At 57.0% G+C, this 25,204-nt stretch carries 27 protein-coding genes; 16 read left to right on the forward strand and 11 right to left on the reverse strand.

Annotated elements, in window-relative coordinates:
• Window position 1 precedes the first annotated feature (1 nt).
• On the forward strand, window positions 2–1,030 hold the full coding sequence (gene tdh, locus AC2T28_RS03435; protein WP_486748012.1) for an L-threonine 3-dehydrogenase: 1,029 nt from the start codon (window positions 2–4) through the stop codon (window positions 1,028–1,030).
• A gap of 207 nt (window positions 1,031–1,237) precedes the next feature.
• Here tdh and AC2T28_RS03440 read toward each other — a convergent pair whose 3' ends face one another.
• Window positions 1,238–1,969, reverse strand: a complete 732-nt coding sequence (locus tag AC2T28_RS03440; protein WP_486747543.1) for a metallophosphoesterase family protein — start codon at window positions 1,967–1,969, stop codon at window positions 1,238–1,240.
• 173 nt (window positions 1,970–2,142) lie between these two features.
• Here AC2T28_RS03440 and AC2T28_RS03445 point away from each other — a divergent pair, with 173 nt between their 5' ends.
• Window positions 2,143–2,514, forward strand: coding sequence for a hypothetical protein (locus AC2T28_RS03445; RefSeq protein ID WP_486747544.1), 372 nt, complete (start codon window positions 2,143–2,145; stop codon window positions 2,512–2,514).
• A gap of 13 nt (window positions 2,515–2,527) precedes the next feature.
• Here the strand turns inward: AC2T28_RS03445 and AC2T28_RS03450 are convergent, their stop codons facing one another.
• The 3 genes from AC2T28_RS03450 to AC2T28_RS03460 all read right to left on the reverse strand — a co-directional run bounded on the left by AC2T28_RS03450 (window position 2,528) and on the right by AC2T28_RS03460 (window position 6,089).
• On the reverse strand, window positions 2,528–3,121 hold the full coding sequence (locus AC2T28_RS03450; RefSeq protein ID WP_486747545.1) for an ATP-dependent Clp protease proteolytic subunit: 594 nt from the start codon (window positions 3,119–3,121) through the stop codon (window positions 2,528–2,530).
• Window positions 3,122–3,265: 144 nt separating this feature from the next.
• Window positions 3,266–4,861, reverse strand: a complete 1,596-nt coding sequence (gene serA, locus AC2T28_RS03455) for a phosphoglycerate dehydrogenase (RefSeq protein WP_486747546.1) — start codon at window positions 4,859–4,861, stop codon at window positions 3,266–3,268.
• 79 nt (window positions 4,862–4,940) lie between these two features.
• The gene (locus tag AC2T28_RS03460; protein WP_486747547.1) at window positions 4,941–6,089 is read right to left on the reverse strand and encodes a phosphoserine transaminase; all 1,149 of its coding nucleotides are present in this window, start codon (window positions 6,087–6,089) and stop codon (window positions 4,941–4,943) included.
• Between the two features lie 298 nt (window positions 6,090–6,387).
• On the opposite strand from AC2T28_RS03460, the gene AC2T28_RS03465 reads away from it, so the two are divergent.
• The 7 genes from AC2T28_RS03465 to AC2T28_RS03495 all read left to right on the forward strand — a co-directional run bounded on the left by AC2T28_RS03465 (window position 6,388) and on the right by AC2T28_RS03495 (window position 11,836).
• Entirely contained in the window at window positions 6,388–7,683 is a 1,296-nt protein-coding gene (locus AC2T28_RS03465) for a DUF2330 domain-containing protein (protein ID WP_486747548.1), read from the forward strand.
• A gap of 103 nt (window positions 7,684–7,786) precedes the next feature.
• On the forward strand, window positions 7,787–8,827 hold the full coding sequence (locus AC2T28_RS03470) for an AI-2E family transporter (RefSeq protein WP_486747549.1): 1,041 nt from the start codon (window positions 7,787–7,789) through the stop codon (window positions 8,825–8,827).
• Window positions 8,828–9,019: 192 nt separating this feature from the next.
• A complete protein-coding gene (serB, locus tag AC2T28_RS03475; RefSeq protein WP_486747550.1) occupies window positions 9,020–9,895 on the forward strand; it encodes a phosphoserine phosphatase SerB in 876 nt (291 codons plus the stop codon).
• Between the two features lie 5 nt (window positions 9,896–9,900).
• Window positions 9,901–10,659, forward strand: a complete 759-nt coding sequence (locus AC2T28_RS03480; RefSeq protein WP_486747551.1) for a TSUP family transporter — start codon at window positions 9,901–9,903, stop codon at window positions 10,657–10,659.
• A 70-nt stretch (window positions 10,660–10,729) separates the two neighbouring features.
• Window positions 10,730–11,050, forward strand: a complete 321-nt coding sequence (locus AC2T28_RS03485; protein ID WP_486747552.1) for an ArsR/SmtB family transcription factor — start codon at window positions 10,730–10,732, stop codon at window positions 11,048–11,050.
• On the forward strand, window positions 11,047–11,475 hold the full coding sequence (locus AC2T28_RS03490; RefSeq protein ID WP_486747553.1) for an SRPBCC family protein: 429 nt from the start codon (window positions 11,047–11,049) through the stop codon (window positions 11,473–11,475). Before AC2T28_RS03485 ends, AC2T28_RS03490 begins: the two co-directional genes overlap by 4 nt.
• A 46-nt stretch (window positions 11,476–11,521) precedes the next feature.
• Window positions 11,522–11,836, forward strand: a complete 315-nt coding sequence (locus AC2T28_RS03495; RefSeq protein WP_486747554.1) for a YciI family protein — start codon at window positions 11,522–11,524, stop codon at window positions 11,834–11,836.
• Window positions 11,837–11,873: 37 nt separating this feature from the next.
• Here AC2T28_RS03495 and AC2T28_RS03500 read toward each other — a convergent pair whose 3' ends face one another.
• Entirely contained in the window at window positions 11,874–12,872 is a 999-nt protein-coding gene (locus AC2T28_RS03500) for an asparaginase (protein ID WP_486747555.1), read from the reverse strand.
• Between the two features lie 171 nt (window positions 12,873–13,043).
• Between AC2T28_RS03500 and AC2T28_RS03505 the strand changes: the two genes are divergently transcribed.
• Both AC2T28_RS03505 and rlmN read left to right on the forward strand, forming a co-directional pair.
• Window positions 13,044–13,580: an invasion associated locus B family protein gene (locus tag AC2T28_RS03505; protein ID WP_486747556.1), complete on the forward strand. Its 537-nt coding sequence runs from the start codon at window positions 13,044–13,046 to the stop codon at window positions 13,578–13,580.
• Window positions 13,581–13,768: 188 nt separating this feature from the next.
• On the forward strand, window positions 13,769–14,956 hold the full coding sequence (gene rlmN / locus AC2T28_RS03510) for a dual-specificity RNA methyltransferase RlmN (RefSeq protein WP_486747557.1): 1,188 nt from the start codon (window positions 13,769–13,771) through the stop codon (window positions 14,954–14,956).
• Between the two features lie 105 nt (window positions 14,957–15,061).
• On the opposite strand, the gene AC2T28_RS03515 is transcribed toward rlmN, so the two are convergent.
• Window positions 15,062–15,508, reverse strand: coding sequence for a hypothetical protein (locus tag AC2T28_RS03515; RefSeq protein WP_486747558.1), 447 nt, complete (start codon window positions 15,506–15,508; stop codon window positions 15,062–15,064).
• 226 nt (window positions 15,509–15,734) lie between these two features.
• Between AC2T28_RS03515 and AC2T28_RS03520 the strand changes: the two genes are divergently transcribed.
• Complete coding sequence (locus AC2T28_RS03520) at window positions 15,735–15,944, forward strand: hypothetical protein (RefSeq protein ID WP_486747559.1); 210 nt, start codon at window positions 15,735–15,737, stop codon at window positions 15,942–15,944.
• Between the two features lie 42 nt (window positions 15,945–15,986).
• On the opposite strand, the gene AC2T28_RS03525 is transcribed toward AC2T28_RS03520, so the two are convergent.
• Entirely contained in the window at window positions 15,987–16,835 is an 849-nt protein-coding gene (locus AC2T28_RS03525; RefSeq protein WP_486747560.1) for an LOG family protein, read from the reverse strand.
• 74 nt (window positions 16,836–16,909) lie between these two features.
• On the opposite strand from AC2T28_RS03525, the gene AC2T28_RS03530 reads away from it, so the two are divergent.
• From AC2T28_RS03530 to dapD, 4 genes are all read left to right on the forward strand, one after another.
• Window positions 16,910–17,830: a threonine/serine dehydratase gene (locus tag AC2T28_RS03530; protein ID WP_486747561.1), complete on the forward strand. Its 921-nt coding sequence runs from the start codon at window positions 16,910–16,912 to the stop codon at window positions 17,828–17,830.
• Between the two features lie 38 nt (window positions 17,831–17,868).
• Window positions 17,869–18,468 (forward strand): GntR family transcriptional regulator, encoded by a 600-nt coding sequence (locus tag AC2T28_RS03535; RefSeq protein WP_486747562.1) that lies wholly within the window; start codon window positions 17,869–17,871, stop codon window positions 18,466–18,468.
• A 72-nt stretch (window positions 18,469–18,540) separates the two neighbouring features.
• Window positions 18,541–18,978, forward strand: a complete 438-nt coding sequence (locus AC2T28_RS03540; protein ID WP_486747563.1) for a hypothetical protein — start codon at window positions 18,541–18,543, stop codon at window positions 18,976–18,978.
• Between the two features lie 58 nt (window positions 18,979–19,036).
• Window positions 19,037–19,864, forward strand: a complete 828-nt coding sequence (gene dapD / locus AC2T28_RS03545) for a 2,3,4,5-tetrahydropyridine-2,6-dicarboxylate N-succinyltransferase (protein WP_486747564.1) — start codon at window positions 19,037–19,039, stop codon at window positions 19,862–19,864.
• 77 nt (window positions 19,865–19,941) lie between these two features.
• Here the strand turns inward: dapD and hutU are convergent, their stop codons facing one another.
• From hutU to hutI, 4 genes are read right to left on the reverse strand one after another with little or no spacing between them, the layout of a single operon-like run.
• Window positions 19,942–21,621: a urocanate hydratase gene (gene hutU / locus AC2T28_RS03550; protein WP_486747565.1), complete on the reverse strand. Its 1,680-nt coding sequence runs from the start codon at window positions 21,619–21,621 to the stop codon at window positions 19,942–19,944.
• Window positions 21,618–22,403 (reverse strand): N-formylglutamate deformylase, encoded by a 786-nt coding sequence (hutG, locus tag AC2T28_RS03555; RefSeq protein WP_486747566.1) that lies wholly within the window; start codon window positions 22,401–22,403, stop codon window positions 21,618–21,620. The genes hutU and hutG overlap by 4 nt, the downstream gene beginning before the upstream one ends.
• On the reverse strand, window positions 22,400–23,923 hold the full coding sequence (gene hutH, locus AC2T28_RS03560) for a histidine ammonia-lyase (RefSeq protein ID WP_486747567.1): 1,524 nt from the start codon (window positions 23,921–23,923) through the stop codon (window positions 22,400–22,402). Before hutH ends, hutG begins: the two co-directional genes overlap by 4 nt.
• A complete protein-coding gene (gene hutI, locus AC2T28_RS03565) occupies window positions 23,920–25,086 on the reverse strand; it encodes an imidazolonepropionase (protein ID WP_486747568.1) in 1,167 nt (388 codons plus the stop codon). Before hutI ends, hutH begins: the two co-directional genes overlap by 4 nt.
• Between the last annotated feature and the right edge of the window lie 118 nt (window positions 25,087–25,204).

Raw genomic sequence — 25,204 nt, forward strand, 5'->3', positions numbered from 1 at the left:
AATGAAGGCGCTGGAAAAATCCTTCCCCAAAGAAGGCCTGTGGATGACCCGCGCGCCAGTGCCTGAAATCGGCCCGGATGATGTGCTGATCAAGATCAAAAAGACCGGTATCTGCGGCACCGATGTCCACATCTGGAACTGGGACGCCTGGGCCGAGAAAACCGTACCAACTCCTCTGATCACTGGCCACGAATTTGCCGGTGAAATTGTCGAGTTGGGTCGCAATGTGACCGACCTGAAGATCGGCCAACGCTGCAGTGGCGAGGGCCATTTGATCGGCCATCAATCGCGCCAGTCACGGGCCGGCAAGTTCCACCTGGACCCGGAAACCCGCGGCATCGGTGTGAATGAACAGGGGGCCTTTGCCCAATACCTGCGCCTGCCTGCCTTTAACGTTGTCCCCCTGCCGGATGAAGTCTCAGACGATATCGGCGCCATTCTGGATCCGCTTGGCAACGCCGTTCACACAGCGCTCAGCTTTGATCTGGTGGGTGAAGACGTGTTGATCACCGGTGCTGGCCCTATTGGTATCATGGCCGCCGCCGTGGCCCGCCATGTGGGTGCACGTCATGTGGCGATCACCGATGTAAACCCTGACCGTTTGGCACTGGCTGAAAAGGTCGCCAACGTGCGCCCGGTCAATGTCGCCGAGGAAGACCTGAACGATGTGATTGCCGAACTAGGCATGACCCAAGGCTTTGATGTCGGGCTGGAAATGTCCGGCAATCAGGCTGCGATGGACCAAATGGTCGAAGCGCTGGTTATGGGTGGCCACATCGCCCTTCTGGGCATTCCCCCAGGCAAATCCCCGGTGGACTGGAGCCGCATCGTGTTCAAGGCGATCACCATCAAGGGTGTCTACGGACGCGAGATTTTTGAGACCTGGTATAAAATGATCGCAATGCTGCAAAACGGCCTGGATGTCAGCAAGGTAATCACCCACCGGTTTGCTGTGGATGACTTTGAGCAAGGCTTCGCTGCGATGAAATCAGGGCAAAGCGGTAAGGTTGTGCTGGATTGGGCGACCTAATTGAACAAACCGCAATCTGCTATTTGGTGGGAGGCTGGAGGGCACGAAATCCTATCGCTGTCACAATAGGCACATACCAGAACACTCTTAAAAAAATGACCTCCAGCCACACTAAAGAATAGCAGAACTATCCTTTAGTGTAGTTACCTTTTCGCACAAATGTCATTTTGAGACTAAACTCATTTGCGTCTAGAGTGCGTATTTCGCTCAGATTGGCAAAAGGGCAACACGTCCAGGGCCCGAGAGTACCCAGGCGTCGCGTCCCTCAAAGACCGCTGCGGTCAGTGGGCGTCCATAACCGGCTCCCGAATCCAGATTGATACGGTTCCCGCAATGTTCGGGTTGGTCCACTGGTGTATGCCCATGCACAACCAGCCAAGGGTGAGGCTCGCAAAAGTTTAAAAATTCCTTTCGAATCCATACCTTATCCTCCTCCACTTGTTCACCCAAAGGGATCCCGGGCCGGATTCCCGCATGCACAAACAACAACCCATTTTCCTGATGGTGGGTTGGTAAACTATCCAGAAGCCTAAGGTGTTTCTCGGGGATTGCCTCGTGGGCGCGGGCATGAACGCGATAAATACGGTCGCCGTCAGCGACGTCGACGCCATAAGATTCAAGCGTCTCAATTCCGCCGATACGGGGGTGCAACCAGTGATAACCAACCAGCAACTGTGAATCATTGCGGGGATATTCCTCCATAAACATGGAAAACATCCGGTCATGGTTCCCGGCCAACATCACCCAATTGCGACCTTCGGCCTGCCCCTTGGCCAGCAGTTCGATCACACCACGGCTGTCCGGCCCCCGATCGGTATAATCACCAAGAAACACGATCCGTGCATCCGGGCCACCATCTGCCTCGATACGGTCCAGCGCGGATTCAAGCATCTCAAGCTGCCCGTGGATATCGCCAATGGCGTAGATAGGTGTCGTCATGAATTCGTTCCTGAATATCTGAGATCCGAGTGTGCCCCAGCCAAATTTGCAAGGGAAGAGCTTGCAGAGGAAACAGTCAGGCCCCGCAAGCCCCAATTTTGTTGTCGACAACCCACGATATCAAAATACCTCAGGCTGCAACTAACGCGTTTCAAAAAGCTCAGGAGGGACAAATGAAGGGGTTATCGCAACTGTTTATGCTTGCAGGGATCATCTCGGTACTGATCGGAATGGTCTGGGGCATTCAGATGTCCGCCACTGGGGATCACACTTTGTCGCCTGCCCATGCTCATCTCAACCTGCTGGGCTGGGTCAGCATGTCGATCTTTGCCATCTACTATCATCTTATCCCGTCCGCCGCCGAAACCGTGATGGCCAAGGTGCATGTCGCGCTGGCCATCAGCGGTTTGGTTGTGGTTGCCCCCGGCATCGTCATGGCCATCACCGAACGGGGTGAAACACTGGCGAAACTGGGGTCGGTTTTGTCACTGGCCTCGATGCTGGTGTTTGCCGTGATCGTGGTAACCTCATCACGGCGAACCTAACCCCAGAATTTGATCAGCCGAGCTGATCGGCGCTTTGGATGATCTTGCCTGCCAGCCCGTAGTCAATCGCCTCGGGCGCGGTCAGCCAGAAATCGCGGGCTGTGTCAGCTGCGATTTTTTCAGCCGCCTGCCCCGTAGCCTCGGCAAACAGAGTGTCAAAACGCTCACGCATGATACGGATCTGTTCAGCCTGGATCATCATGTCAGTCACCTGACCACCAATACCGCCCGAAGGTTGATGCAACAGGAACCGAGTATTGGGCAAGCAATAGCGGTTTTCCTTTTTCGCGCCAACATAGATCAGTGCCCCGGCACTGGCGACCCAACCGGTGCCGATGGTGCGCACCTTGGGTTTGATGAACTTGATGACATCATGCACCATGTCGCCACTTTCGACGTGACCACCGGGTGATGAGATAAAGACGTTGATCGGATCATCCCCAGCCTCGGCCAGGGCCAGCAGATGTGCCGTAGTTTTCTGCGCCAGCTTGTCGTTGATCTCGCCGGTGACAATCACATTACGGCTTTGGAAAAACAGCGCGTCCAGTTTTCCCGCTGCCGCTGTGTCGTCTTGCTTCTTCGTGTCGTCCAACAGTTTTGAATACATGTCTTTCCCCTATGCCTATGCCTATGCGATTGATCCTTAGCGGCATAGCAACAGGACATGGGGGGAACTACAAGAGCCGCCGCCACAAAAAAGGGAACCGCCGTCACGACGATTCCCTAAAATTTTAGCGATCAACCCAAGTGCTTAGGCGACATCAAACTCCAGCGGTTTGATCTGGGTGAAATACCCAGTTTCAGCCAGCTTGGCGCGGGCCTCGGCAGGCACCTGACCGTCCACATAAAGCAAGGCAATTGCTTCGCCACCAGCAGAGGCGCGGCCCAAGGTAAAGTTGGCGATGTTGACGCCGTTTTCGCCCATGGTCTGACCCAGTGTGCCGATGATGCCCGGCACGTCTTCGTTGGTGGTATACAGCATGTGCGCGCCAACCTCGGCATCGATGTTAATGCCTTTGATCTGGATAAACCGAGGCTTGCCGTCGCTGAACACAGTGCCCGCAACCGAGCGCTCACGCTTGTCAGTCACAACGGTCACTTTAATGTAGCCATCAAACGAGCCGGATTTGTCCTGATTGGTGGTCGAGATCTGAACGCCACGTTCCTTGGCCACAACAGGGGCCGAGACCATGTTCACGTCAGGGTTGGCGCGTTTCATGATGCCCGCCACAACTGCACAGTTCAGTGCCGCCAGGTTCATCTCGGATGCTACACCATCATACAGGATGTTGATCGCGGTGATCGGCTCGTCTGTCATCTGGCCAGTAAAGCTGCCCAGGTGGTCGGCGAGATGGATCCACGGACCCATGATCTTGGCTTCTTCGGCGGTGACCGACGGCATGTTCAGCGCGTTTTCAACCGCACCGGTCAGCAGATAGTTCGACATCTGCTCGGCCACTTGCAGGGCCACGTTTTCCTGTGCTTCGGTGGTTGCCGCGCCCAGGTGCGGGGTGCAGACCACGTTGGGCAGGTTGAACAGCGCGTTTTCCTTGGCGGGTTCTTCGGCGAACACATCAAAGGCGGCGCCAGCGACGTGGCCGGATTTCAACAGCTCAGCCAGCGCTTCCTCGTCAACCAGACCACCACGGGCACAGTTGATAATGCGAACGCCCTTCTTTGTTTTGGCCAGGTTTTCACGCGACAGAACATTGCGCGTCTGATCAGTCAGTGGAACGTGCAGGGTGATGAAATCAGCGCGGGCCAGCAGCTCGTCCAGCTCAACCTTTTCAACGCCCATCTTGTCGGCCTTTTCCTCGCCCAGATAGGGATCATAGGCGACAACCTTCATTTTCAGACCATGCGCGCGGTCGCACACAATGCCACCAATGTTGCCGGCACCAATGACACCCAGTGTCTTATTGGTCAGCTCGGTGCCCATGAATTTGGACTTTTCCCATTTGCCCGCATGGGTCGAGGTGCTGGCCTCTGGGATCTGACGCGCCACGGCAAACATCATCGCAATCGCGTGTTCCGCAGTGGTGATCATGTTGCCAAACGGCGTGTTCATCACGATCACGCCCTTCTTGGATGCAGCTTCTTTATCGATGTTGTCGGTGCCGATACCAGCGCGCGCAATCACCTTGAGGTTGGTGGCAGCGGCCAGGATTTTCTCGGTCACTTTGGTGGCCGAGCGGATTGCCAGACCATCATATTGGCCGATCACTTCGGCCAGTTTGTCTTTGTCTTTGCCCAGGTCAGGCTGGAAATCGACATCAATGCCGCGGTCGCGGAAGATCTGAACTGCGGTTTCGCTAAGCTTGTCGGATACGAGTACTTTGGGAGCCATGGTTTTTGGTCCTTTTGAATTCTTTTGAGTGGGGAATGGTGCGTGGAACCACGCACCCTACACTGTCATAAGGGGCGGCTTAGGCCGCCTGCGCTGCGATTTCAGCTTCAAACGCCCAAGACAACCAAGGCAACATCGCCTGAATGTCAGCCGTTTCAACCGTGCCGCCACACCAGATCCGCAGACCTGCATGCGCATCGCGATAAGCGCCGATGTCATAGGCAATGCCTTCGACATCCAAACGTTTGGCCACGGCCTTGGCAAAACCGGCACCGTCCTGGATGCGGTCATCGGTGAACTTCAGGCAGACCGAAGTGTTCGACCGTGTCGCGTCATCATCGGCCAGATTGGCGATCCAGTCGTTGGCGTCGCAGAAATCAAACACAGCTTGAGCGTTTGCATCAGCACGGGCTTTCAGCCCTGCCAGGCCACCAATCGAACGGGCCCAATCCAGGGCAAACAGGTAATCCTCAACCGCCAGCATCGACGGCGTGTTGATGGTGGCACCGGTAAAGATACCTTCGATCAACTTGCCGCCCTTGGTCAGGCGGAAAATCTTTGGCAGAGGCCAGGCCGGAGTGTAGCTTTCCAAGCGCTCAACAGCGCGCGGGCTCAGCACGATCACACCGTGGGCCGCTTCGCCACCCAGAACCTTTTGCCAAGAGAATGTAGTCACATCCAGTTTGTCCCAGGGCAGGTCCATCGCAAAGGCCGCCGAGGTGGCATCACAGATAGTCAGACCATCACGGTCGTCGGCAATCCAGTCACCGTTTGGAACCCGCACACCCGAGGTGGTGCCGTTCCAGGTGAACACAACATCATTGGCAAAATCGACAGATGCCAAATCGACGATCTGACCGTAGTCGGCGGTCTTGGCTTCGGCCTCGATCTTCAGCTGCTTGACCACATCGGTGATCCAGCCCGCGCCGAAGCTTTCCCAGGCCAGCATCTCGACCTTGCGCTCGCCCAGCAGCGACCAAAGGGCCATTTCAACAGCACCGGTGTCCGACGCAGGGACAATACCGATACGATAATCAGCGGGGATGCCCAAAATCTCGCGGGTGCCTTCGATGGCATCCTTCAGCTTGGCCTTGCCAGGGGCTGCGCGGTGGCTGCGACCCAGAGGGGCGTCGGCCAGTTTGGACAATTCGAATGTAGGGGGTTTGGCACAGGGGCCCGAAGAAAAACGCGGGTTGGCCGGCCGCGTAGCCGGTTGCTGAGTAGCCATTGATGCTATCCTTACAGATAAGTGCCCTTCGTTGGGGAAGGGTGTCCCACCGCCGGAATTAATGCGCCGCAACGCAGCACGCAATGGGGAAACTTCACGATAACGTCGATTTATCGCGCAATTGCGACACCAAATGACTACGATCGGAAACTTTCAGCGGGCTGCAACAGCTCCTATAGCCCTCATTGGATGCAGAAAGCGGCAGGTCGCCCTTGTCACATATTGTCAGGATTCGTGGGGTGTTATTCTGTAAGACACATGCAATTCTACCTTAGATTTCATTTACCGGAGAGATTACATGCGGCGTATATTCCTGGCTCTATTGTGGGCCTTTACCTGGGCTGGTTCGGCTCATGCCTTTTGTGGTTTCTACGTCGCCAAGGCGGATGGCTCGCTGTATAATCAGTCGTCCAAAGTGGTTTATGTCCGTGATGGCAACCGGTCGGTGATAACAATGTCATCTGATTATCGCGGCGCGGCCAAAGACTTTGCCATGATCATTCCAACCCCCAAAGTTCTGAAACGAGAACAGGTTGGAACAGTATCACCAGAAACCATTACGCACTTAGATAGCTACACTGCGCCACGTTTGGTGGAATACAATGACTATGATCCTTGCCCACAAGGGCACGTGGAACCGGTAGTCGAATCTCCGGTTATTATCGAGGAAGCAGCAGGTGGCTTGTTTCGTCGCAAGGAAGACCCAATCTACCGTCGCGCCGATGCCTTGGGCGTCAAGATCAAAGGCAAATTTTCAGTCGGCACCTATGACATCCTGATCCTTGCGGCTGAACAGTCCGATGGGCTGTCCGAATTTCTAACAGGCGAGGGCTACAAGCTTCCCGACGGAGCCGAGGGCGTACTGCGCGATTACATCAAGATGGGCATGAAGTTCTTTGTCGCCAAAGTAAATCTGGACCGCCACAAGGCTAGCGAGGTAAAGGAACTGCCGCCTCTGCAAATCAGCTTTCGGTCTCGCAATTTCATGCTGCCCATCCAATTGGGCAAGATAAACAGCAACGGAACGCAGGACGCGCTGTTCTTTATGCTGACCCGAAAGGGGCGTGTGGAAACGGAAAATTACCCGGTCAATATGCTGCCCAGCAATTTCGACATTCCATCGTTTGTCGAAGACGATTTTGGTGGCTTTTACAAAGCCCTATTCACCAAAGCCGCGCCAAACTGGGGTGGCATCGTTACTGAATACGCCTGGGACATGCAGTGGTGCGATCCTTGCGCCGCTGACCCGCTCAGCCGGGCCGAGCTGAAAGAACTGGGCGTTCACTGGCTGAAGAATGGCGATAATCCAGCCAAGGACGTATATGTTACCAGGCTGCACGCGCGCTACACCAAAGGCCAGATGCAGAAGGATATTGCGTTCAAAGTCACCAGCAACCGTGAGAATTTCCAGGGGCGCTATGTGATGAACCATCCATTTGTTGGCGACGTCAGCTGCGAGGCCGGTGAAGAATACGTTGAACAACTGCGATTGCGTCTGCGGAAAGAGGCGGTCCAGATGTCCGAAGTTACAGGATGGCCAGCGCGAGATGTTGAACGAAAGATCCGCGCCACGGTGCCAAGGGGGTATTGGTAACACTACCTTTTCCCAGTCACCTCAAACAGCACGCTATGGCATTGCAAATAGGCTCTGCTGCGTGGACTGTATGGGCAAAGAGCTTGAAGACAGGTGTTGATACATGAGCAGACTGGCAATGGTGACCTATTCGGTCGCACTGATGATCATGGTAGGTTGGCTGCTGGTTGTTGGGCAATCGATCATGTTGCCGGTGCTGGTTGGCATTATCGCGGTCTACATCCTGACCACTGCGGCGGATGCCATGGTGCGCATCCCGGTCATTGGCCGCCTGCCCCGCCGCTGGCGCAGGTTGCTGGTGTTGCTGGCCATCACGGCGGCCTTTCTGCTGCTGGCCTCGTTCATCACCACAAATGCGGCGTCAATTTCGGCCGCCCTGCCCCAGTACACCGAAAACTTTGATGCATTACAGGACAGATTTCTGGCCTTTCTTGGCATCAAGGAGGCCCCACAATGGGCTAACATCGGCGAGCGCATTCTGGAGCTTCTGGATGCCACCACCCTGATGCCAGCCGCCGTGGCGACAATTTCTAATGGTGGATCAGTTATCATTGCCGCAGCACTCTATGCTGTGTTCATTCTGGCCGAGCTCGACAGCCTGCCTGACAAAACCCAACGCGCCATGGGCAACCCCGAGCAAGCCAGCCACACCTTGGAAATGGCGCGTCAGATCAACGAAAAGATCGGCAGCTATCTGGCCGCCAAGACCCTGGTCAACATCATCCTGGCCTTTGTGTCTTATGGCATTCTGATCATGCTGGGCATCAGTCACCCCGCGTTCTGGGCCATTATCATCGGGCTGCTGAACTACATTCCTTATATTGGGTCGATAATTGCGGTGGTGTTTCCGGTTACGGTCAGCCTGATCCAGTTTGCCTCGTTTGGCCACGCCGCAGTGGCGCTGGTCACATTGATGATCCCGCAGATTGCGGTGGGCTATTATATCGAGCCCAAGTTCCTGGGCCGTTCAGTCAACCTCAGCCCGTTCACCGTGCTGCTGTCGCTGGCGATATGGACTGCACTGTGGGGGATGATGGGGGCGATTCTGGCGGTGCCGCTGACGGCGATGGTAATGATTATTCTGGCCGAGATCCCCAACACGCGATTTATCGCGGTGATGATGTCGGAACGCGGCGACTTGTAGCTATAGCAAACTAAGGTCAGCGCCTGCCCGAGGTGGGGGCGAAGCACCCGCCTGGGGGGGGGCGGGCGGGTGCTGACCTTAGTGCCAGCAAGCAATGGTCCCTCTTCAATGCACCTTCATATCTTGGGCTGGTCCATTTCGCTTCCGCTCGGTATGAGGTGTGCAACTGCCGATACCAAACGGAGCCAACAGATGTATTTCGTCACCATTCTCTGCAATCCAGCCAATCCCTCATTGGATCCAGCGCTGGTCGATTCCCTGCGCAACGCGTGGGGTGGTGGCGATGCAACATGGCTGGCCCGGGACGAGGCCGCCGAGTTCCCGCTGGACACCCTGCCCGACAACCAATGGGAGGTTTGGGCCAACCTGCAGATCATGAGCGTTGATCTGGTGATTCAACCCACCGAGGGACGTCGTAAGAAGATGCTGCTGGCCGATATGGACAGCACCATGATCCAGCAGGAATGCATTGACGAGCTGGCCGAAGAGGCTGGCGTTGGTGCCCGCGTCAAGGACATCACTGCCCGCGCCATGAATGGCGAGCTGGACTTCAACGGCGCACTGACCGAACGGGTTGGCCTGCTCAAAGGTCTACCCGAGAGCGTGATCGCCAAGGTGCTGGACGAACGTATCACCCTAATGCCTGGCGGCCCTGCCCTGTTGGCGACAATGAAGGCCGATGGCGCCTATGCAGCACTGGTGTCGGGCGGATTTACTGCCTTTACCGCCAAGGTCGCCGCTGAACTGGGCTTTGACGAGAACCGCGCCAACTCACTGCATGTGGCTGATGGCAAGCTGACCGGCGAAGCGGGTCGCCCCATTTTGGGTCGTGAAGCCAAGGTTGAGGCACTGGAGCAGATCACCGCCAAGCTGGGCATCACCGAGGCCGATGTTCTTGCTGTGGGCGACGGTGCCAATGATCTGGGCATGTTGAAACGCGCCGGGGCTGGTGTTGCCCTGCACGCCAAACCCTCAGTTGCAGCCGAATGTGACATTCGTATCAACCACGGCGACCTGACCGCCCTGCTGTATGTGCAGGGCTACAGCCGCGACGAATTCAAAGGCTAATTATAATGCTAGAAGTGGGTTTTGAGACCCTATTGCTGTTATTGGCAGCAGGGTTTGTCGCTGGGTTCATGGATGCCGTTGCCGGTGGTGGTGGGCTGGTTACAGTACCGATTCTGCTGCTGGCCGGGGCCAACCCGATCACCGCTCTGGCCACCAACAAAATCCAAGGTCTGTTCGGCGCTGGCACTGCGGCGCTTGCCTATGCGCGCGGCGGGCACGTGAACCTGCGGGAACAGGCAGGCCCGGCGCTTATCGCTTTTGCGGCCTCGATTGCCGGGGCGCTGCTGGTCACGGTTCTGCCCACAGGCTGGATCCGAATGATCTTGCCGGTTCTGCTGATTGGTATCGCAGTCTTCTTTGCCACCAAAAAGGGACTGGGCGACATGGATCGCCATCGCCGCATGACGCCACTGGTGTTTGCCGCCACCATGGTCCCGCTTTGCGGCGCCTATGATGGATTGCTGGGGCCGGGTGCAGGCAGTTTCTACATGCTCGCATTTGTTTCTATGGCAGGCTACGGCATTCTAAAGGCTACCGCCCATACCAAATTGCTGAACTTTGCTTCCAACGCTGGCGCTTTGCTGGCCTTTGCCCTGGTAGCAACACCGTGGTGGTTCACCGGACTTGCCATGGGGGTTGCACAAATTGGCGGTGCTGTTGTTGGCGCCAAGGTCGCACAGAACAAAGGGGCGCGGATAATCAAGCCGCTTCTCGTTGTTACATCTGTCTCACTAGCACTCAAACTCCTTTGGGATATGATCTAAGCTAATACTGCCTGGACGACCCATTTTAATTAACTCTTGCATTAATTAACTCTTAGGTTAACATTATATCATGACACCACTATTGAAATCTTTTTCCGCTTTGGCTGATGAAACCCGCATGTCGATTGTTGAGCAGTTGATGGACCACGGCGAACTGCCGGCCGGGGATCTGGTACGCGGCTCGGGCATCTCGGCCCCGGCGATTTCACGACATTTGAAAGTCCTACGCCAGGCTGGTTTGATCCAGCAACGCGCCGACGGCACGCGGCGGCTGTATTCCGCCCGCCCCGAAGGACTGCAACTTATAGCAACATGGACCAAATCAAAGCACGAGTTCTGGGAAAGCAGCCTGGACCGACTCGAAGCGGCGATGATGGAGGACAACATATGACCGACCTAAGGTTGGAGCGAGACTTTTCGGTCACCCCTGATCGATTGTTTCAATGGATTAGCACGCCGGAAAAACTGCTGAAATGGTGGGGCCCCGAGGGCATGGACGTGCCCGTGCATGAACTTGATTTCAGCCGTACAGGCCCATGGTACTCGATCATGCGGAACGGTGAAGGCCAGCAGTTCAAGGTCTCAGGACATGTGACCCATGTGGACGCCCCAACGTCCGTTGGCTTCACCTGGGGCTGGCATGATGAAAATGATCAGCGCGATAGCGAAAGCCATGTGACCTTTACGGTGGTTGCCAATGATTCTGGCGCACGACTGGTCATTGATCACCGCGAGCTGGGAGATGACGACATCAGCGCCCGCCACGAGCAAGGCTGGACTTCGTCGCTGCACAAATTGGCGACAAATATCAACTGAACACTACCTTACTTTCACCCCGACTGCACAAGGAAAGGAAACAGTAATGTCCCAGTTCATTTTTGCCTATCACGGCGGCAAGAAGCCAGAATCACCTGAAGAAGGGGAAAAGGTCATGGCCCAATGGAACGCCTGGTTCGGCACCATGGGCGACGACCTGATCGTCCCTGGCGCACCGCTAGGTATGTCCAAAACAGTCGATGACAGTCACATTGCCGACGACGGTGGCGCCAACCCCTTGTCCGGCTATTCCGTGGTTGCAGCCGAAAGCATCGAAGCCGCCTGTGAAATCGCCAAGGGATGTCCAATGGTGCAAGATCACAGTGGGTCGGTGGAAGTCGCCGAAATTCTGGAAATGTAAGCAAATCGCCCGGCGCTTTCGCCGGGCGTTGTCACGATCAGAACAACAGTTCTGTTGTTGGCCGAACGACGCCGCAACTAATACCGCGACGGTTCAGGATCGGCGCATTCATGTATTTGACCGTTTCCGGATGAGTGGCATCCAAAACCCCCAATGACACCAGAATAGCCGCAATCGCGCATTCGCTGGCACGGGTGGCCCCATCGGCAATTTTCAGAGCAACACCCAGACGTTTCTCTGGAATGATGGCAATGAACACGGCCTCGGCTCCGGTCTTGATTGCCACTTTGCCACCCATGGCGCGCATCAGGTTGGTACAGGCACGAGTTTCGCCAGCCACCAGATCAGGGTGCGCGGTCATCGCTGCAACCAGTTGCTGCGCCGCTCCGGAGGATCGATCCGACCGATCCGCAGCCGAGGCAAACCAAGCCATCGACCGCGCCAGACCCGTTACCGTGGTGGCAAAGTTTGGTGCCGAGCAACCATCGATCCCGTAACAGGGGCTATCCTGCCCGGTGGTTTCCTCAAACGCCGACAAACAGGCCTGCTGCACCGGGTGGTCCATTTCAACATATTCAGGACCGGCCCCCATATGCTGCGCCAGCGTCAGGAACCCGGCGTGTTTACCGGAACAGTTGTTGTGAACCTGACAAGGGCTGGTGTCTGTTTTGATCAACCCATTTCGGGCTGGAACGTCATCAGGCAGCTGCGGACCACAACGGAAATCACTGTCGCTCAACCCCAGTTGAGACAGCCAGGAATTAACCCGGCTTGTGTGGATCTCGGCCCCATTGTGCGAGGCACAGGCCAGCGCAAGTTGTTCGCTGTTCAAGCCAAACTTTTCCGCCGCACCGGATGTGATCAGTGGCAGCGCCTGGATCATCTTGGCAGAGCTGCGCGGGTAGATCACAGCGTCTGGATCCCCCCAACTGCGCACCACTTGGCCGGTGTCGTCGCAGACAACAGCGTGCCCCAGATGCAGGCTCTCCAAAAGCTGGCCACGCCAGATTTCGGCCATTGGAACGGGTTTTATCATGATTCTGATCCCTTTTCTTGGCAAATTCCTGCCAATCGCTCTTTCACCAGTGGTGCTAATGACGTTAGTATGGTTGTGTCAACACGCGAGAGCAGCAGGCAAAGACGGTGACTTCAACGCCGCAGGCACTTTTGCGCAATTGAGGTAATGACAGTCTTGGAGTCGGGACAAATGGCATCGAAATTTGCCCACGTTATTGTGGGTCTGTGTCTGGCTGGTATAGCCGCCACCACAGCAACTGCACAAACCCCACAAAGCACCAACCGCGTTGCAGCCAACGTGGACTGGAGTGTTTTTCAGGGAGCGGACCCTTTAGAATGCTGGGGCGTTTCAGCACCCAAGGAATCGGTGAACACCCGCGACGGTCGTGTCGTGGCTGTGCGCCGCAGTGAAATTCAGCTTTTTGTGTTCTATCGACCGGACGGTGTCGCCAATGGCCAGGTGACCTTTACCGGGGGCTATCCCTTTGCGCCGGGGTCGACTGTGAATATGAAAGTTGGCGAGTCCGAGTATGAGCTGTTCACCGAAGGTGAATGGGCCTGGCCAGCAACCGAAGCTGATGACGCCAAGATCATCACCGCGATGAAACGGGGATCTAAGGCTATTCTGACAGCACGGTCGGCACGTGGCACACAAACACAAGATAGCTTCTCGTTGCTGGGCTTTACTGCAGCAGTCGAAGACGCCGACAAACGCTGCGCTCAATAAACGACCCCACAGAATTATCTGAGTTCCGGTTTCGCAAGAGTCCGGAACTTTGTTTTTACACTCCGGCCAGATTAGCCCAGCGCGTTCTCAAATCGGCGCGATGGTAACGATATTGCTCGAAATCTTTTGATCTTGGTGCAAACTCCTATATAGAGCCGCATCTGCCCTAATAGCACCGAGTCCCTGCCATGACCGCCGACGCACCGATCACCCAAGACGTAGTTACCATTCCTCGCAAACAGCCCGAGGGCGGTAAGATCAACCTTGTCGGCCAAACGCGCGAGCAGTTGCGGGAAACGCTGATCAAGCTGGGCACCAAAGAAAAGCAGGCCAAGATGCGGGTTGGGCAGATCTGGCAGTGGATCTACCAGTGGGGCAAACGCGACTTTGCCGACATGACCAACTTGTCCAAAGCGCTGCGAGCGGACCTGGCCGAGCACTGCGTCATCGAGATCCCCGAAGTGATCACCAAGCAGGTGTCCGAGGATGGCACCCGCAAGTATCTGGTGCGTATTGCCGGCGGGCACGAGGTTGAGGTGGTCTATATCCCCGAGACCGATCGCGGCACGCTGTGCATCTCGTCTCAGGTTGGCTGCACCCTGACATGCTCATTCTGCCACACTGGCACCCAAAAATTGGTGCGCAACCTGACCTCGGCTGAAATCATCGGACAGGTGATGATGGCGCGCGACGATCTGGACGAATGGCCGGTGCCCGGCACACGGTCAGACGACCGCACCCGGCTGCTGTCGAACATCGTGCTGATGGGTATGGGCGAGCCGCTGTATAACTTTGAAAACGTTCGCGACGCGATGAATATCGCTATGGATCCCGAAGGTATCCAGCTTAGCCGTCGCCGGATCACCCTGTCCACGTCTGGCGTTGTTCCCGAGATCATTCGAACAGCCGATGAAATTGGCTGCCTGCTGGCAGTGTCGTTCCACGCGACCACCGACGAAGTGCGCGACAAACTGGTCCCAATCAACAAACGCTGGAACATCGAGGCGCTGCTTGAAGCCCTGCGCGCTTATCCGCGCCTGTCGAATTCAGAACGGATCACCTTTGAATATGTGATGCTGGACCGCGTGAACGATAGCAAAGAAGACGCTCATCGTCTGGTCAAACTGATCAAGGGCATCCCGGCCAAGATCAACCTGATCCCGTTCAACGAATGGCCAGGTGCGCCGTACAAGCGCAGCTCGAACAACCGGATCCACACCTTTGCCGATATCATTCATGACGCCGGCTATGCCTCGCCCATTCGCCGCCCCCGTGGCGAAGATATCATGGCGGCCTGTGGGCAGTTGAAGTCAGCCACCGAACGCGCCCGCAAAAGCCGCAAGCAGATCGCAGCCGAGGCCGGGATTTCGAGCTGAGCTAGGGCTAACGCCTAAATCAAACTTGGCACTGCCCGGCGTCAAACCGGGCAGCGCAACATTTGCTCCGACTACCCCGTCACAAGTCTTTTACGGTATTTGCCGTCAGTCCAAAGGGGCAGAGAAATGCTTTGGGCGCATCCTACCGAGTTCGTCCAAAACTTTTGATCGCTTGCCATTGCCCCTATGGTACTCACGCGACGTGCGTCGCCCGTCGCGATCCTGAATTGTAATGACATAGCCGTAGCCTCTGTGGTCAGAAAAGAAACGCACCAGAAACGCACTGTAGTCTGAGACATCAACACCGTGTTTTTCGCAAAATTCCGGGAACGCGTTTTTGAACAAGGGAATGGTGGATTCGGCGTCCCCCTCGGGTAACGCGCCTTCCACCTGCCCGCTCAAAAAATCAGCAACCAAAAACCCATCGTCATTCGCGGCTGCCTCGGCATAAATGTTTGTGTGAATAGCATGATGTGGCACGACAAAGCTAAGCCCCCCAGAAAGAGAGTCAGCAAAATTGTGAGCAACACCGTGAAGTTTGGAGTGTTTCATGGGGCGAGGCTAAACAAAGGTAAAAACGCGTGCAAATTCCAGTGAGTGAACCAGTTCAGTATACAGTCAATTTCAAAATGTAACAATTTAACAAAACTTTACCCTTCTTTCACCCATAAGGCAGCCCGCCTCATTTGCCTCAAACTTTCCTCAATTCCGGTAAATTTCCGCCATGCTGAACAATCAGTTTCCATCCTGAGAACAATCGAAATCAGGAGAACTGAAAATGACACAGGCAGATATCGGCGGCAGCATGATCGAAGACGGCGTACTGGCTTTGGTACGTGACGAGAGAACAAAAGCACTAAGCGCGCGTGAGTGGAAATTCCGCCTCAAAGGCTATGGATATGCAATCAAAGACGTGAGCGGCGCACAGGTGCTGACCAGCTTGACCCAAGGTGTTGAACTGGGTGTTTTGCCGACAGACATGGCTTGATACCAACACAGACCTTTGATTGCAGAATAGATTTGCGGCGGACTATTTCTCCCGCCCAGGAAGATTATCGCGCGGCGGTGCGGGCTCCCAGTTTTCAATGAGCTCCATCGCCTCTTGCGCGGTATCAACAAACCGGAACAGGTCCAAATCCTGATCCGAAATTGTGCCGGCATCCGCCAGCGCGTCCCAATTGATCACCTTTTCCCAGAACTCCTTGCCAAACAGCAGGAACGGCACCCGTTCCATACGGCCAGTTTGGATCAGCGTCAGGCTTTCAAACAGCTCGTCCATGGTGCCAAAGCCACCGGGGAACACACAAATCGCCCGCGCCCGCATCAGGAAATGCATCTTGCGGATGGCGAAGTAGTGGAAGTTGAAGCTCAGATCCGGGGTCACATACTCATTTGGTGCCTGCTCGTGCGGCAGCACAATACTCAGCCCGATTGACGCTCCACCCGCATCCAGCGCGCCACGGTTGCCAGCCTCCATCACACCGGGGCCACCTCCTGTCACGATCACATGTTCGCGCCCGCCGGTTTCAATCGACTTTTCAGTCATCAACTTGGCGAATTCGCGCGCCTCGTCATAAAACTCGGACAGATCCGCGAGAGTCTGGGTCCGCGCCTGATCCTTTTTCACCGGATCAGGAATGCGCGCACCGCCAAACATCACGATAGTGCTCTCAATCCCACGCTCATCCAGCAGCAGCTCTGGCTTCAGCAGCTCCAGCTGCAACCGCACTGGCCGCAGCTCATCCCGGCACAGGAAATCCTCATCCGCAAAGGCCAACCGATAAGCCGGAGAGTCACTCTGCGGGGTCGAGGGCACATGTTCGGCCCGGTCCCGATCAGAATGGGCATCGCGAAATCGGCTGTGACGGTCGTCTTTCATAATGGGATCCTGCTTGCTTGTTTTCTTTCAGCCTATAAGGTCCATCGCCGCAACACTAGGCAAAGGCGCGTGAAATGGATTGGAAAACCGAAATTGAGGCCGCTGCAAAGCGCATAACCGGCCATATCCAAGTCACGCCCACGATGCAGATTGATTGCCTGGGTTTGAATAACCCGGTTGAGCTGAAGTTAGAGCACATGCAGCACACCGGCAGTTTCAAGGCACGTGGCGCGTTCAATACCCTGCTAAGCCAAGATGTACCCGCCGCAGGCCTGGTTGCAGCATCTGGTGGCAATCACGGTGCTGCGGTAGGGTATGCCGCCCATAAACTGGGCCACCCGGCGCGTATTTATGTGCCTGAAATGGCTGGCCCCGCCAAAATTTCTCTGATCAAGAACTCTGGCGCTGACCTGCAAGTGGTCGCTGGCGCCTATGCCAACGCACTGGAGCTGGCGCAACAGTACGAGGCTGAGACCGGCGCGATGCAGGTCCACGCCTATGACGCACCCGGCACCGTTGCGGGCCAAGGCACCTGTTTTGCCGAATGGCAGGCGCAGGGGTTACAGGCCGATACCGTGATTATCGCGGTTGGTGGTGGTGGGTTGATTGGTGGCGCGATGGCCTGGTTCAATGGGGCTAAGAAGATTGTCGCGGTCGAGCCGGAAACCTCCTGCGCCTTAAACGCCGCCCTTGCGAACAAAGCACCGGTAGATGTTGAGGTCTCCGGCGTGGCTGCCAATGCACTTGGCGCAAAACGCATCGGTAGCATCTGTTTCGATCTTGCAGTGACGCAGAACATTACATCGATCACGGTGCCCGACGTGGCAATCATCGACGCGCAGGCTGCCCTGTGGCGGAATCAGAGAATACTGGTTGAACCCGCCGGTGCCGCCGCCTTGGCTGCCTTGATGTCAGGTGCCTACCGCCGTGCCCCGAATGAACGTGTCGCGGTTTTGATTTGCGGCGGAAATATCGCACCGGATCCGCTGGGATAGGTCTTGCGGCCCGGTGAGTTGGATTTTATCTATTATCTATGACTGCAACAATCGCCGACTCCATCTATCAAAGCCTCAGCGACCGCATTGTCGCTGGCGACCTGCCAGCAGGTGAAAAACTGCGCCAAGATCATATCGCTCGCGAGTTTGACACCAGCCACGTCCCGGTGCGCGAGGCCCTGTTGCGGCTTGAGGCCCATGGATTGGCCCAATCGATCCCACGGCGCGGCACACGGGTAACGGCATTGGATCCGGGAGAGATCCGCGAAGTTATCGAAATGCGTGTGTCGCTTGAGATTTTGGCGCTAACCCATGCCGTTGCCAATCTGACCCCGGATGATCTGGACACAGCCGATGCCGCGCGTCTTGCCTGTGACGAGGCAGATAACATGATGGATTGGGAGCTGCTCAACCGCAAATTTCACCGGATTATCTTGACGCCTTGCGCCATGCCCCGGCTACTCTCAACGATCGACGATCTGCACATCGCCTCGGCCCGGCATCTGTTTGCCAACTGGAAACACCGCTGGACCCGCCGCACCGACAAGGATCACGCCGCAATTATCCAGGCCATGAGCCGCCGCGACGCCACCGCCGCCTGCGAAATTCTGCGCCGACATTTACGTAGGGTACAGTAAACTCAAGGTTGCCACATTTCTGACAAAACCATTCGTCATGGTTGTGCCAAGTCAAATTTGAGGTAGTCATTGATGTATTGTTTTTCTTTCACCGCAACCGGGTACGGCCACGCGCCCGATTTAAGCGCTGAATCAAGCCAGGCAATTTGCGAAAAGGCCCTTTTGGATGCCGTGCAGCCTGGCCTGTTCTCCGCAGGATTTGACTGCGACCAAGCAGAGTTTGAAAACAATATGTGGAAATTTCAGGCTCGAAAGAATGGGACCACCTATTTGGTTGGTTGTCAGGTAGCTTTTGGTCCCGACCATTGCGACGCACAGATCTTCATCCGCCACAAACGGGGAATGCTGGACAGGTTGTTAAGTCGCAATGTGCCTGCACCACAAAACTACAGCGAAAAGTCTCTCCGTGATGCGCTGAAGGTCCTTCCCGGGATTTCGGATTTACAAGAATCGCGGAAATTCCGCGAATTTGCTGCCAACAACACCGGAATTGCCGCAATACAGCAATGACCTGACCAAAAATTGCCGCTATGAAAGCCCGAACCAATCTGTTTTCGGAGCTTACACCATGTCCAACGCCCAGCTGGAAACCGCGATCGAAGCCGCCTGGGAGGCGCGCGACACCATCTCCCCTGCCACCAAGGGTGAGCAACGTGACGCGATCGAGGCCACACTGAACGCCCTCGACAGCGGCAGCCTGCGGGTTGCCGAGAAATTGGAGAGCGGCGACTGGCATGTGAACCAGTGGGCCAAGAAGGCTGTTCTGCTGGGCTTCCGCATCAAAGACATGGAATTGCAATCAGGCGGCCCGCAGGGCTCCAGCTGGTGGGATAAGGTCGACAGCAAATTTGCCGGCTGGGGAGAAGCCGAATACAAGGCCGCTGGCTTTCGTTCGGTGCCAAATGCCATCGTTCGCAAATCCGCCTTTGTCGCCCCCGGCGTTGTACTGATGCCATCCTTTGTAAATCTCGGCGCCTATGTGGACGAAGGCACCATGGTTGACACCTGGGCCACTGTTGGTTCCTGCGCTCAAATCGGTAGAAACGTGCACCTGTCGGGCGGCGTTGGCATCGGCGGCGTGCTGGAACCCATGCAGGCTGGCCCAACCATTATTGAGGACAACTGCTTTATCGGTGCCCGTTCCGAAGTGGTTGAAGGCTGCATCGTGCGCGAAGGCTCGGTTCTGGGCATGGGCGTCTACATCGGTCAGTCGACCAAGATCGTTGATCGTGAAACCGGCGAAGTCATGTATGGCGAAGTGCCACCCTACTCGGTTGTTGTGTCCGGCTCGATGCCATCCAAGAACGGCGTCAGCCTGTACTGCGCGGTGATTGTGAAGCGTGTTGACGCCAAGACCCGTTCAAAAACTGGAATCAACGAGCTGCTGCGCGACTAATATCTCGCTAAGCCTGAATGCAAAAAAACGCGCCCTCAGGGGCGCGTTTTCTTTTGGTAGGTTAGCTTCTTGCCAGCTTACAGAATGCCCGGCAGGTTCAAGCCATGCTCGCGGGCGCAATCCTTGGCGATGTCATAGCCCGCATCTGCGTGGCGCATGACACCGGTGGCTGGGTCATTCCACAACACGCGACCAACGCGGCGGTCGGCGTCCTCGGTGCCGTCACAGCATATCACCACGCCTGAGTGCTGCGAGAAGCCCATGCCGACGCCGCCGCCGTGGTGAAGCGACACCCAGGTCGCACCGGATGCGGTGTTCAGCAGCGCGTTGAGCAGCGGCCAATCTGAAACCGCATCCGATCCATCCTTCATCGATTCAGTTTCACGATTAGGCGAGGCAACCGATCCGGAATCAAGGTGATCACGACCAATCACAACTGGTGCCGACAGTTCCCCATTGCGGACCATTTCGTTGAACGCCAGCCCAGCCTTGTGGCGATCCCCCAAACCAATCCAGCAAATGCGTGCGGGCAGGCCTTGGAAGGCAATGCGCTCTTGCGCCATATCCAGCCAGCGATGCAGGTCTGTGTTGTCAGGAAACAGCTCCTTCATCTTGGCGTCGGTTTTGCGAATATCCTCGGGGTCGCCGGACAGCGCAGCCCAGCGGAACGGGCCAATGCCACGGCAGAACAGCGGGCGAATATAAGCAGGCACAAATCCGGGGAAATCAAATGCATTTTCCAGCCCTTCCTCCAGCGCCATCTGGCGGATGTTGTTTCCGTAATCCACCGTGGGCACACCCATGGCGTGGAACTCGCACATCGCCTCAACCTGCACCTTCATGCTGGCGCGGGCGGCCGTTTCCACTGCTTTAGGGTCTTTTTCGCGCATGTCTTTCCACTGTGCCATGGTCCAGTTCTGCGGCAGGTAGCCATTCACTGGGTCGTGGGCCGAGGTCTGGTCGGTCACGATGTCAGGGCGGGTGCCACCAGTCTTGGCGCGTTCCACCAGTTCCGCAAACACATCGGCGGCATTGCCCAGCAGGCCAACCGATTTCGCTTCACCCGCGGCGGTCCAACGCTCGATCATTTCCAGCGCTTCGTCCAGAGTTTCGGCCTTTTCGTCCAGGTATTTGGTGCGCAGGCGGAAGTCGATGCTGTCAGGGTTACACTCTACCGCCAGACAACAGGCGCCAGCGAACACAGCCGCCAAAGGCTGCGCGCCGCCCATGCCGCCCAGACCACCGGTCAGGATCCATTTACCTGTCAGGTCACCGCCAAAGTGCTGGCGGCCCGCCTCGGCAAAGGTTTCATAGGTGCCCTGCACAATACCCTGGGTTCCGATGTAGATCCACGAGCCAGCAGTCATCTGGCCGTACATCATCAGACCCTTTTTATCGAGCTCGTTGAAGTGGTCCCAGTTGGCCCAATGTGGCACCAGGTTCGAATTGGCGATCAGCACGCGCGGCGCATCCTTATGGGTCTGGAACACGCCAACCGGCTTGCCCGACTGCACCAACAGGGTCTGGTCTTCGTCCAGATTGCGCAGGCTTTCGACGATCATGTCGAAGTCTTTCCAAGTGCGCGCAGCGCGGCCAATGCCGCCGTAAACCACCAGCTCGTGCGGGTTTTCGGCCACATCAGGGTGCAGGTTGTTCATCATCATCCGCATCGGCGCTTCGGTCAGCCAGGATTTGGCGGTGATCTCAGTGCCGGTTGGGGGGTAGATGTCGCGGGTGTTCTTGCGGGGATCGCTCATGCTGCGGGCCTCCATGTCTGAAGATCGGTCAAAATTCGGGTGAGATGGGCGCGCAATTTGTTTGCGGGCTCAGGTTGATAGGTCCAGGGCGGGGTTTCCAGGCAATAGGTCGCCTGCGCCAGTTCCATCTGGATCGCGTGCAGGCCTTCGGCCGGGCGGCCATAGTGGCGGGTGGTCCATCCGCCTTTGAAGCGACCATTCAGCACCGAAGTGTAACCCTCGGCCGCCGCACAATGGGCCACGGTCATCGCCTCGATCGCCGCGTCACAGGTGGTGCCAAGGTTAGTGCCCACGTTGAAATCTGGCAGACGACCATCGAACAGGAACGGGATGTCACCCCGGATCGAGTGGCTATCATAGAGGATGGCAAAGCCGTGGATGGCCTTGACCCGTTCCAGTTCGGCCGTCAGCGCGGCGTGATACGGCGCGTGATAGGTATCGCGGCGGCGGATGATTTCTGCCTCGTCCGGTTCAGCACCATCCCGATAGATCCCCTGCCCGTCAAAATCCGTGAGCGGGCACAGGGTGGTGGTGTTCTGACCGGGGTACAGGCTTACCCCAGCCGGGTCGCGGTTCACATCAATCACATAGCGGTGGATCGGCGTGCGCACGGTGGTGACGTCATCAACCACGCCGTCATACAGCGTGTGGATATGCCAATCGGTATCAGCCAGCGCACGGCCGGTTTCGTTCAGGTTCTCCCAGACCTCGGGCGGGACATCGGTGCCGGTATGGGGCAGGCCCAGCACCAGTGGGCTGCCACCTTGGGTGACTTCGATCATTTCGCCACCTCGAGTGCGGCAGCCTGTGCCACCTGCCCGTCGCGCACCATCTGGCTGGCGATTTCGATCTCAGGCGCCAAATAACGATCCTCGCCCAAAGTTGGCACCTCGCCCCGCAGCAGTGCAATCACGTCTTGCAGCTTGGCCGAGGTTGCCAGCGGCGCGCGAGCCTCAACCCCCTGCGCCGAGCACAGCATCTCAACCCCCAAAATAACCGACAGGTTGGCGTTCATCTTGGTCAGGCGCAGGGCACCATGGGCCGCCATCGACACGTGGTCCTCTTGGTTGGCGGATGTCGGCGTGCTGTCGGTCACACAAGGGTTGGCGAGGTGCTTGTTCTCGCTCATCAGCGCGGCGGTGGTGACTTCGGCGATCATAAAACCCGAATTCAGGCCAGGATCAGGGGTCAGGAACGGCGGCAAGTCGTAGCTAAGTGTTGGGTCCACCATCAGCGCCACGCGACGTTGGGCGATGGCTCCGATTTCGGCCACGGCCAGCGCGATCTGATCAGCGGCAAAGCCAACATATTCGGCGTGGAAGTTACCGCCTGATACGATGCGCCCCTCGTTCACCAAAACCAGCGGATTATCGGTGACGGCGTTAGCTTCGATTTCTAACGTTCCAGCGGCCATGCGCAGCACATCCAGCGCTGCGCCTACCACCTGTGGCTGGCAGCGGATGCAGTATGGATCCTGCACGCGGGTGTCATCTTCGCGGTGGCTTTCGCGGATCTCTGATCCATCCATGATGGCCCGCATTTCGCGGGCCACGTCGATCTGCCCAGCATGTCCACGCAAGGAATGGATGTCAGCCAAAAGCGGCGCGGTGGACCCCATGATGGCATCGGTGGTCAGCGAGGCAATCACCATCGAGGCCTCGGCCATGCGCCAGGCATCAAACAGACCAGCCAGCGCGCAGGCGGTGGAGAACTGGGTGCCGTTGATCAGGCCAAGACCCTCTTTCGGGCCCAGCACAATCGGCTCTAACCCGGCCTTTTTCAATGCCTCAGCGCTAGACATACGCTGGCCATCAAATGTCGCCTCACCTGCGCCAATCATGGCCGCAGCCATATGCGCCAGCGGGGCGAGGTCACCCGACGCGCCAACCGAGCCCTGCGAGGGGATCACCGGGATCACACCGTGCGCCAACATCTGTTCGATCTGATCAATCACCAGCCAGCGCACGCCCGATGCCCCACGCCCCAGTGACAGCAGTTTCAGTGTCATCATCAGGCGGGTTTTGTCTTCGGGCAGCGGCTCACCCACGCCACAGCAATGCGACAGGATCAGGTTGCGCTGCAGGGTGGCGGTGTCCTTGGGCGCAATCTTCTTGCTGGCGAGTTTGCCAAAGCCGGTATTGATTCCATACACCGCTTCGTCGCCAGCGGCGGCCTTGGCAACCATTTCGGCGGCGGCTTCGACATCCGGGCGGGCGCTGTCGCTCAGCTGCGCCGGGGTCTGGTTTCGGTAGACATCGTTGAGCGTGGTCAAAGTCACCGCGCCGGGAAGAAGTGAGATCATAGTTCACCTTGATAGATACGAGAGTGAAGCGGGTTGAACCCGATACGATAAGAAAGTTCGGCTGGCGTCTGCACATCCCAAACCGCCAGATCTGCGCGCATGCCGGGGGCGATTTGGCCCGCATCTGTCAGGCCCAGCGCCTGTGCGGCGTTGCAGGTGACACCGGCCAGCGCCTCCTCAGGCGTCATCCGGAACAGGGTGCAGCCCATGTTCATGGTCAACAATAGCGAGGTCATGGGCGAGGAGCCCGGGTTGCAATCGGTGGCCAATGCCATGGGCACGCCGTGGCTGCGGAAATGCTCAATCGGCGGAGCCTGGGTTTCGCGGATGGTGTAGAAGGCTCCGGGCAGGATAACGGCAACCGAGCCTGACTGGGCCATGGCCTTGGCGTCGTCTTCGGTGGCGTATTCAACATGATCCACCGACAGCGCGCCATATTTTGCGGCTAGCAGGGTGCCGCCCTGATGGCTCAACTGTTCGGCGTGGAGTTTCACCGGAATGCCCAGTTCTTGCGCCACCTTGAACACCCGCTCGATCTGGTCGGGCATAAAGGCAATACCCTCGCAGAAGCCATCCACCGCATCGACCAGCCCCTCGGCATGGGCGGCGTGCAGGGTTGGGATGCAGACTTCGTCAATATAGGCGTCATCCCTGCCCTTGTACTCGGCTGGGGTGGCATGGGCGCCAAGGAAGGTTGTTTTGATCTGAACCGGGCGCAGTTCACCCAGACGGCGGGCGGCGCGCAACATGTTCAGCTCAGTCTCGCGGTCTAGCCCATAGCCCGATTTCACTTCGACCACAGTGGTGCCCTCGGCAATCAGCGCGTCCAGACGTGGCAGAGCTGAATTGACCAGCTCGTCCAACGAGGCCGAACGGGTGGCGGATACAGTCGAAACAATGCCGCCCCCGGCACGGGCGACTTCCTCATACGACGCTCCGTTCAGGCGCATTTCGAATTCCATCGCGCGGTCGCCGCCAAACACCACATGGGTGTGACAGTCGATCAGCGCCGGGGTCACAAGTCGCCCATCCAGATCGCGGGTTTCCCATTTGGCATAGCTCGCTGGCAGTTCTGATTCTGGCCCCGCCCACTGAATGGAGCCGTCCGACACCGCCACGGCCCCCGCAGGAACCAGACCATAGGGCTCTGATTCGGGGGTCATGGTGGCCAATTTTGCCTGTGTCAGAACGTAGTTGGATGGTTGCGTCATTGCGCCCTCGCAAATCTCTTGATGCGGGAAAGGTATGGGATTAAAGTTATTATGTCTATACATAAGAGGG

Source organism: Parasedimentitalea nitratireducens, from assembly GCF_057444295.1.

Excerpts from the sequence above, each read along its gene's own strand:
- tdh (WP_486748012.1), top strand. The coding sequence starts at position 2 with ATGAAGGCGCTGGAAAAATCCTTCCCCAAAGAAGGCCTGTGGATGACC.
- AC2T28_RS03440 (WP_486747543.1), bottom strand. The coding sequence starts at position 1,969 with ATGACGACACCTATCTACGCCATTGGCGATATCCACGGGCAGCTTGAG.
- AC2T28_RS03445 (WP_486747544.1), top strand. The coding sequence starts at position 2,143 with ATGAAGGGGTTATCGCAACTGTTTATGCTTGCAGGGATCATCTCGGTA.
- AC2T28_RS03450 (WP_486747545.1), bottom strand. The coding sequence starts at position 3,121 with ATGTATTCAAAACTGTTGGACGACACGAAGAAGCAAGACGACACAGCG.
- serA (WP_486747546.1), bottom strand. The coding sequence starts at position 4,861 with ATGGCTCCCAAAGTACTCGTATCCGACAAGCTTAGCGAAACCGCAGTT.
- AC2T28_RS03460 (WP_486747547.1), bottom strand. The coding sequence starts at position 6,089 with ATGGCTACTCAGCAACCGGCTACGCGGCCGGCCAACCCGCGTTTTTCT.
- AC2T28_RS03465 (WP_486747548.1), top strand. The coding sequence starts at position 6,388 with ATGCGGCGTATATTCCTGGCTCTATTGTGGGCCTTTACCTGGGCTGGT.
- AC2T28_RS03470 (WP_486747549.1), top strand. The coding sequence starts at position 7,787 with ATGAGCAGACTGGCAATGGTGACCTATTCGGTCGCACTGATGATCATG.
- serB (WP_486747550.1), top strand. The coding sequence starts at position 9,020 with ATGTATTTCGTCACCATTCTCTGCAATCCAGCCAATCCCTCATTGGAT.
- AC2T28_RS03480 (WP_486747551.1), top strand. The coding sequence starts at position 9,901 with ATGCTAGAAGTGGGTTTTGAGACCCTATTGCTGTTATTGGCAGCAGGG.
- AC2T28_RS03485 (WP_486747552.1), top strand. The coding sequence starts at position 10,730 with ATGACACCACTATTGAAATCTTTTTCCGCTTTGGCTGATGAAACCCGC.
- AC2T28_RS03490 (WP_486747553.1), top strand. The coding sequence starts at position 11,047 with ATGACCGACCTAAGGTTGGAGCGAGACTTTTCGGTCACCCCTGATCGA.
- AC2T28_RS03495 (WP_486747554.1), top strand. The coding sequence starts at position 11,522 with ATGTCCCAGTTCATTTTTGCCTATCACGGCGGCAAGAAGCCAGAATCA.
- AC2T28_RS03500 (WP_486747555.1), bottom strand. The coding sequence starts at position 12,872 with ATGATAAAACCCGTTCCAATGGCCGAAATCTGGCGTGGCCAGCTTTTG.
- AC2T28_RS03505 (WP_486747556.1), top strand. The coding sequence starts at position 13,044 with ATGGCATCGAAATTTGCCCACGTTATTGTGGGTCTGTGTCTGGCTGGT.
- rlmN (WP_486747557.1), top strand. The coding sequence starts at position 13,769 with ATGACCGCCGACGCACCGATCACCCAAGACGTAGTTACCATTCCTCGC.
- AC2T28_RS03515 (WP_486747558.1), bottom strand. The coding sequence starts at position 15,508 with ATGAAACACTCCAAACTTCACGGTGTTGCTCACAATTTTGCTGACTCT.
- AC2T28_RS03520 (WP_486747559.1), top strand. The coding sequence starts at position 15,735 with ATGACACAGGCAGATATCGGCGGCAGCATGATCGAAGACGGCGTACTG.
- AC2T28_RS03525 (WP_486747560.1), bottom strand. The coding sequence starts at position 16,835 with ATGAAAGACGACCGTCACAGCCGATTTCGCGATGCCCATTCTGATCGG.
- AC2T28_RS03530 (WP_486747561.1), top strand. The coding sequence starts at position 16,910 with ATGGATTGGAAAACCGAAATTGAGGCCGCTGCAAAGCGCATAACCGGC.
- AC2T28_RS03535 (WP_486747562.1), top strand. The coding sequence starts at position 17,869 with ATGACTGCAACAATCGCCGACTCCATCTATCAAAGCCTCAGCGACCGC.
- AC2T28_RS03540 (WP_486747563.1), top strand. The coding sequence starts at position 18,541 with ATGTATTGTTTTTCTTTCACCGCAACCGGGTACGGCCACGCGCCCGAT.
- dapD (WP_486747564.1), top strand. The coding sequence starts at position 19,037 with ATGTCCAACGCCCAGCTGGAAACCGCGATCGAAGCCGCCTGGGAGGCG.
- hutU (WP_486747565.1), bottom strand. The coding sequence starts at position 21,621 with ATGAGCGATCCCCGCAAGAACACCCGCGACATCTACCCCCCAACCGGC.
- hutG (WP_486747566.1), bottom strand. The coding sequence starts at position 22,403 with ATGATCGAAGTCACCCAAGGTGGCAGCCCACTGGTGCTGGGCCTGCCC.
- hutH (WP_486747567.1), bottom strand. The coding sequence starts at position 23,923 with ATGATCTCACTTCTTCCCGGCGCGGTGACTTTGACCACGCTCAACGAT.
- hutI (WP_486747568.1), bottom strand. The coding sequence starts at position 25,086 with ATGACCCCCGAATCAGAGCCCTATGGTCTGGTTCCTGCGGGGGCCGTG.